Origin of the sequence: Tsukamurella sp. DT100, assembly GCF_049844855.1 — a bacterium.
Classification (GTDB): domain Bacteria; phylum Actinomycetota; class Actinomycetes; order Mycobacteriales; family Mycobacteriaceae; genus Tsukamurella.
Genome location: NZ_JBNCLV010000006.1, coordinates 347,211 through 353,598, shown reverse-complemented (window position 1 = coordinate 353,598; position 6,388 = coordinate 347,211). Strand labels below are relative to the sequence as shown.

Annotated in this window: 7 protein-coding genes and 1 pseudogene; 5 read left to right on the top strand and 3 right to left on the bottom strand. The window is 66.5% G+C overall.

The features are described from left to right. The 3 genes and pseudogenes from ACLQ3K_RS17155 to ACLQ3K_RS17145 all read left to right on the top strand — a co-directional run. Positions 1–331 (top strand): annotated as a pseudogene (locus ACLQ3K_RS17155) (TniQ family protein); the annotation flags it as partial. 825 nt (positions 332–1,156) lie between these two features. Next, positions 1,157–2,509: a LysR family transcriptional regulator gene (locus tag ACLQ3K_RS17150; protein WP_426000890.1), complete on the top strand. Its 1,353-nt coding sequence runs from the start codon at positions 1,157–1,159 to the stop codon at positions 2,507–2,509. Between the two features lie 379 nt (positions 2,510–2,888). Then, on the top strand, positions 2,889–4,046 hold the full coding sequence (locus ACLQ3K_RS17145) for a hypothetical protein (protein ID WP_126195752.1): 1,158 nt from the start codon (positions 2,889–2,891) through the stop codon (positions 4,044–4,046). Here ACLQ3K_RS17145 and ACLQ3K_RS17140 read toward each other — a convergent pair. Together ACLQ3K_RS17140 and ACLQ3K_RS17135 are read right to left on the bottom strand one after the other, a co-directional pair. Then, entirely contained in the window at positions 4,021–4,644 is a 624-nt protein-coding gene (locus ACLQ3K_RS17140; protein ID WP_019201596.1) for a hypothetical protein, read from the bottom strand. The two genes, ACLQ3K_RS17145 and ACLQ3K_RS17140, sit on opposite strands and share 26 nt — an antisense overlap. Continuing rightward, the gene (locus tag ACLQ3K_RS17135) at positions 4,641–5,012 is read right to left on the bottom strand and encodes a hypothetical protein (RefSeq protein WP_019201597.1); all 372 of its coding nucleotides are present in this window, start codon (positions 5,010–5,012) and stop codon (positions 4,641–4,643) included. Before ACLQ3K_RS17135 ends, ACLQ3K_RS17140 begins: the two co-directional genes overlap by 4 nt. 57 nt (positions 5,013–5,069) lie before the next feature. On the opposite strand from ACLQ3K_RS17135, the gene ACLQ3K_RS17130 reads away from it, so the two are divergent. Then, entirely contained in the window at positions 5,070–5,207 is a 138-nt protein-coding gene (locus ACLQ3K_RS17130; protein ID WP_212553493.1) for a hypothetical protein, read from the top strand. Positions 5,208–5,317: 110 nt separating this feature from the next. Here the strand turns inward: ACLQ3K_RS17130 and ACLQ3K_RS17125 are convergent, their stop codons facing one another. After that, positions 5,318–5,671 (bottom strand): Rv2640c family ArsR-like transcriptional regulator, encoded by a 354-nt coding sequence (locus tag ACLQ3K_RS17125; RefSeq protein WP_019201599.1) that lies wholly within the window; start codon positions 5,669–5,671, stop codon positions 5,318–5,320. 95 nt (positions 5,672–5,766) lie between these two features. Between ACLQ3K_RS17125 and ACLQ3K_RS17120 the strand changes: the two genes are divergently transcribed. Continuing rightward, positions 5,767–6,240 carry an ArsI/CadI family heavy metal resistance metalloenzyme gene (locus ACLQ3K_RS17120; protein ID WP_426000878.1) on the top strand — a complete coding sequence of 158 codons (474 nt, stop codon included), beginning with the start codon at positions 5,767–5,769 and terminating at the stop codon, positions 6,238–6,240. Positions 6,241–6,388 lie beyond the last annotated feature (148 nt).

Below are 6,388 nucleotides of genomic sequence, written 5' to 3'. Positions count from 1 at the left end.
GCAACACCACCGGCGAGTCGCAAACGGGGCCAGGTCTAGCCGTCGAGCCGGGGCCTCTTCAAGCTGTCATAGTGAGACGATCGCACTCAGCGAGGCCGAAGTAGCCAGCCTGTGTGCCGCCACGGGCAGCGACGTCGAATTTTCGATGATGACCCTCACCCGGTTCGACGGGACCGCGGTGCGCATCGACTCGCAGTCGCGGAGTTTGCGCCGCGAAGTGGCATGGACCCGCCGCACCGGATCCCGCTTCTGCCCGCACTGCCTCCGAAGCAACGGCGGCCGATGGAAGCTCGAATGGCGACTCGGCTGGGCGTTTGCCTGCACCGACCATCGTTGTTTGCTGTCCGACGAATGCCCTCGCTGCCATAGAATTCCACGCCGCCGCCCGCTCCCGGGCCACTGCACCCCGATCCCCGGCCGATGTGCATCGCCGGCGCAGGAAGGAGGCATTGGACGGGAGGCCCGACGGTGCGGCGCCGATCTCACGGCTGCCGAGGTCCTCGACCTTCCTGGTGCGCACCCCGCTCTTCGGGCACAGGCCCTCATCGATCGAATCATCGACGACGGAGTCGTGCGGTTCGGGGTCTACGCGCGCCTTCCACAGCCTGCGGCTTCTGTGCTTGCCGACATTCGCGCCATCGGCGGCCGAGTACTGTCCTACGCCACCGACGAAGAGCTCTTAGCGCGAGTGGGACCCGAACTGGCGGTTGAGTACCGGGCAGTCGATGAACAAGGTGGTGCACGATCCGGACAAGTCCGACAGAGCCGCACGAAGCCGGCCCTCGAAGCGCCAGCGAGAGCCGTCACAGCTGCGATTGGCGTCAGTGCCGCGATCGACGTTCTGCACTGCTCGGACCTCGCAGCCGCAGCTGATCGCCTGCGATGGTTAGTGACCTCGGCCCGGGAGACAGGCCTCAGTGTTCAACCGACGAACATCGGCTGGGGGACGCGAATCTCACCAATCCTGACCGGTGTCCAGCTCGCCGCGCTATCCCCGATGCTCGACCCGTCCGACCAACTTCGCTACCGCACTCACTCCGACCTTCCCACCTTGGTGACCAGTGGGCGCGCAGAGCTACTAGCGCGTCACACGCCGACGCAATTTTGGGCCGGAATCAGTTTGCCCTTCACGGTCCCGGCGGCGAGGCGCACAATGATGCGCCTGGCATTGTCTGCGGCCTTACAGTTGGTGGGCACTCGGTTGAATCTGACGGCCGCTGGTCAGCAGGTCGGAGGTCACCTGGCTGGCCATGCCCTATCCCGATTCCTACAGATTCTGGAGTCCGATCAACACTGGAGCGATGTGTGCGCGGGTCTGACACGCGTTGCCGATTACGTTGTCGAGCGCGGCGTACCGATCGACTATCAGCGCCGACGGGCACTCGATTGCACCGGTTTGCTTCCGGACGATGAGTGGAGGCAGATCTGCCACCGCACCGGAACGCCGTCACAGGGCGGCTCCGCCCGGGCGGCTGTTGTTCGGGCGTTTCTTCGCGAGGAGCTCACAGGCGTCCCCACGGTTGACGGGTCCGCAGACTTGCTCGCTAAGATCGCCGCGTTTCCCCGCGATCTGACACCCGGCCTTCGGGACGAGCTGATCAACCACGCACGGGTGTTCTTGGACGCCGCGGGCATCGATGAGGAACCAATTGCCTGGGAGCCGCCAATTGAGCTCCTCGCTGGTCTCGACCTCCCTGGCCCGCGACCAGGACTGATCGACCGTGATCGCCTTCGAAAGCTCATCCGAGAACGCGACCTTCCCATCGGCGCCGCCGCCCGCGACCTCGGCACCACTGGCGAGGCGGTTCGCCTTGAGCTGATCGTCAATCCCCTCCCAGTCGATACCGGCCGCCGGAAGTACGCCAGCGCTCGAACGCAGCTCCCCCCGGAGGCTTTGACCCAGCTCTATCATCACGATCGCCTCACCTTGCGACAGATCGCTAACCGTATTGGAGTCAGTCGTCAGGTGATCCGTCGACTCCTCACCGAATACGAGATCCCGACGATCCCCGCTACCGAGCGCGCGAAGATCATCATCGACCGCGACTGGCTCTACCAGCAATATGTCACCAACAGCAGGGCCCTCCCTGACATAGCCCGAGAACTGGGCATGAGCACGGCGAACCTGGCTCGGTGGGCGAACAAACACGAGATTCCGATGAGACCCCGCGGCGGACCCAGTCACACCGCGGCCCTCGACGCCGCGGCCGCCGCGAAAACGGTGCCGCCGATCTTGCGCACAGCTGTTGCGGCCCAGGGCGGGCGCGACCGACTGGAACGGGCGAAAGCAGCATCGCGATTCCCCACGCTGACCGAGGCTGCACACGCGTTAGGAACCAGCCAGGCAACCCTCACGAACCAGTTTCTCCGGCTCGAACGCGAGACCGGCGGAGCTCTGTTCGACCGTGCCGAGCGCAATCGCCCTATGACCCTGACCGCCCACGGACGGAGGGTGATCGACGCCATTCGAAAGCTGGACGGAACTGCTAGCGAGTCTCCCGGTGGGTAAAACGGTGCACCAAGTTCCTGAACCTGGCCTCTCAGGTGGTGAAGACGTGGTTCGGAATGCCCTAGCCTCCACGCACGTCGTCGCGTCGGTAGGGTCAGGAGCGAACCGCGATTCCACGTCCCGGAACCTGTCATGGTGAGGCTCTAGAATAGAGACAGCTAAGCCCGGCTCGTTTGCCGACGAACCGGGCTCAGCTGAACAACCGAATCACCACTCCGAGGGTTCGCCCCTCGATACCGTGACCGTTGCGAATGTCTTTGGATGACGCCTCCGATGGTAGACGGTGTGCGCGGGTTCGCCAAACACCGGAACGCTGGTGTGGGCGAGCGATGCGGACCTTGGCGTGGTGGCTCATCCACACTGCCTTGAGGAGGCACCGTTGACCAACGACAGTCGCGACTCTGATCGCACAACCGATACCACCAGCACTGAACGGGCTGGAGGTGCCCGGCCCATCCAGGTCGGGCAGCACCGGCTCGAGGGCATGTCGACGGACCTGTTCGTTCAGGTCCCGACGACCTTGATCGACCCGACTCGCGCGCTGATCGCGTCGGAAGGTGTCGGCGCGGTCTACTCCGTGCCGTGGCAGTCCCGGACCCACCGCTCCGCGGTGGCGAGGACCGCGGCGGATCAGACCCGCAAGAAGTGCCCCGAAGCAGCGTTGCTGCTCGACGCGAACCTCTACAGCGGCCGGCAGCGGAAGGTGGCGACGGCGGAGCCGACCCGCGACTGGATCACCGTGCAACGTAGCGCGGGCCTGACGTGGGCATTGACCGATTCCGGCTATGTGGCCAAGGGCGACACCGCTGGGCTGCGGACCACCCTGAAGACGGCGGCCCGCTTCGGTGGACAGGTGATTGCGGCGCTGCCGATCGCGAGCTGGTGGCTTTCGCACGCCGCCGATTCGCTCCGGTCTGAGATCAACGCGCACGGCATCCCCGTGGCGTTGATGGTCGAAGACACCGACGACCCGTTCGACCGGACCAACGTCGTGACCGGGCTGGTGCACGTCCTCACCGCAGATGTCCCGGTGCTGCTCCTGCGCAGTGACACGGCGGGGTTGGGGGCGCTGGCGTACGGCGCCGCAGGCGCGGCGATGGGGTCATCGACCACCTACCGGCACATCTACCCCGACATCGGCGGGGGCGGCACCAGCGGGTCGGTGTCGTTCATCCTCCCGGAGCTTCTCGCGTACACGTCGCTGACCGCGTTCGAGCGGCATTACCTCAAGGACAAGTCCCACGCCGCGTGGTGCTGCGACTGCGCACTCTGCGGTGGACGGGACCTGACCTGGATCCGCACGGCTGACATCCCGAAGGCAGCAGCGTTCTCGCATTCGGTCTCCGCGGTCGCGATGCTCGGTCGCGGTTTGGCCACCGCTATCGCCGCCCACAACGGCCCGCAGGCGTGGACGGCGATGTGCGAGGCCGCCCACGAGAGCAACATCGAGATCGAGAAGCTCACCGGCGGGGACTGGAAGCGCAAACGCGCCCTGTCCGCCTGGATCGGCGCTACGCCGGAGCCGGCTGCGGCGTGATCGGCACCCCTGTCGCGAGGGCGTGAGCGAATAGCCGCTCCTCCCAGTACCGCACCGCGACGATCCGCGGAGGATCGGCAACCTTCGATCCCCGCACCAGTAGTTCCTCGCCGGCGTGAGAGGTATGCACCACGCTCACGTCGGCGAGGTCCGCCGCCGTCAAGCTCAGCGCCGTGGGCCGCCGCTCGGTCAGCACCACGGTCTCGCCGAACCCGCGAAGCTCACTGGCGACATACAGGGCCCTCTTCCACTGCCCGGTGGCGACGAACCCGACGATGCTCAACGGCGCCGCCGGCGGCGCCCCCGCGCCCTCCGCCGGGCACATCTCCCACAGCTCGAGGACCTGCGCGTCGAGCATCGGTCCCGCCCCGGACGACATCCGTTCGGCGACGGTCGACGACCATCGGACCACCGGATACCCGCGAAGCCCCGACAGTTCGGTCCGCGGCAACACCGACACCGAGCTATCGAGGACGAGCTCCGCAGCCGCGACCACGGCCGCGTCGACCAGATCCGCAGACCGGACGACAGGGACCTCGAACAGCGGGATCTGACCCGCCTCTGCGCGCTCCTGCCGGGTACGTCGCCGCGCCGTCACTGGTCTTCCTGTTCCACGGGGGTGGGCTCCGGGGCGATGACCCGTGACGCATCGAACAGGTGAATGCGGTCCTCCAGGGCCAGGAACGCCACGACGCTCCCTATGTCCAGGCCGGCCGAGTCCAGGACCGCCGCCGGCAACGCGATCTGTCGTGACGTCCGCAGCCGCCGCGGGCGATCCGGGTTACTTCGTACGGACGGCTTCTTTCCGCGCGGGCCGCGAGTGGGAACGATCTCGACGATCCTCTGGCCGGCGACGACACCGATCCGGACCCACGAAGGCTGCCGCACTCCGGCCACCTTCGCCACCTTCGCCGGGATGGTGATCCGGCGGAAGCTGTCGATCGTCCGGGGACCCGTGGGAAGCATACTGCTGATTTTAGCAGTCAAAGACCGAACAGACACTGGTACTGTGGATTACAGCGCATGATCGTCGTGCCGACCGCTGTCCCGCTAAGGCACGGAAACGCCGTCGGAAGAGACGGCATCGAGGGCTTCGAGGACGGCGCGGAGGAACTCGGTCGCGGTGAGGGGGATGCCGCGTTCGCGGAGCTGTTGCTCTAGCTGCTGCTCGATGTGGTCCACGTCTGTCGATCCTGCCGCAGGCGATACCGGCGATGCAGTGCCCGAGAGCCTCGCGACGGTGTCGTGCAGCCGTTACCTGCGCGTTCGCTCTAGCAGCACGTGGCCAGGACGGCCCGGAGCGCTTCGAGGGAGTCGGGTTCGGCGCGGTAGAAGACGTTGATCCCCCGCCGCTCGGAGCTGACGAGGCCGGCCTTCTTGAGCTGGCTCAGGTGGTGACTGACGGTCGCCGACGACAGGCCCACGGTGTCGGCGAGATCGCCCGTGCTGACGTCGCCTGGACGTGCGGCCATGAGGAGCGAGATCAGCTGGATCCGGGCCGGGTCGGCGAGCGCCTTGAGGCGCAGGGCGAGCTCAAGCGCCGCCGCCTCGTCCATCACGCCGGCAGCGAGCGGAGCGCAGCAGATCGGGGCGCTGATGTCGACGACGGGGAGCGTCTTGGGCATGACTCCAATCTACCCACTCGTTGACATATGTCAACGAGTGGGTAGAACTGAACCCGCACACCAATTAGATGTATGTCGAAGCCTCGGAGGTTCTCATGTCCCGCGTCCAGCTCGCCCTCAACGTCGACGACCTCGATCAGTCGATCGCGTTCTACACCAAGCTGTTCGGCACCGGACCGGCGAAGGTCAAGCCCGGCTACGCCAACTTCGCCGTCGCCGACCCGGCGCTCAAGCTGGTCCTGCTGGAGAACCCCGGCCAGGGCGGCAGCATCAACCACCTCGGCGTCGAGGTCGACTCCAGCGAGAAGGTGCACGCCGAGATCGCCCGCCTGACCGAGGAGCAGCTGTTCACCGAGGAGGAGATCGGCGCCACCTGTTGCTTCGCCACCCAGGACAAGGTCTGGGTCACCGCCCCCGACGCCGAACGCTGGGAGGTCTACACCGTCCTGGCTGACGCCGAGACCTTCAACGGAGAGCCCGTTGCCTCGAGTACTGCCGGCGACGCCGACGCCGACGCCGACGCGACGCCGGCGGCGTGCTGCACCCCTACCGCGGCGAACTGCTGCTGACCGACGCAGCCACGGAGTAGTCGCCCGAGAACCGAGCAGACCGACGACGGCGCCCTTCGAGTTGCGTCGCCGATCGCAACTACAACCGGTAGTGCTGATGCGACACGCTCGACACAAGTGCTTGTGCTCCGCAAAGGTGTCAGGGTGC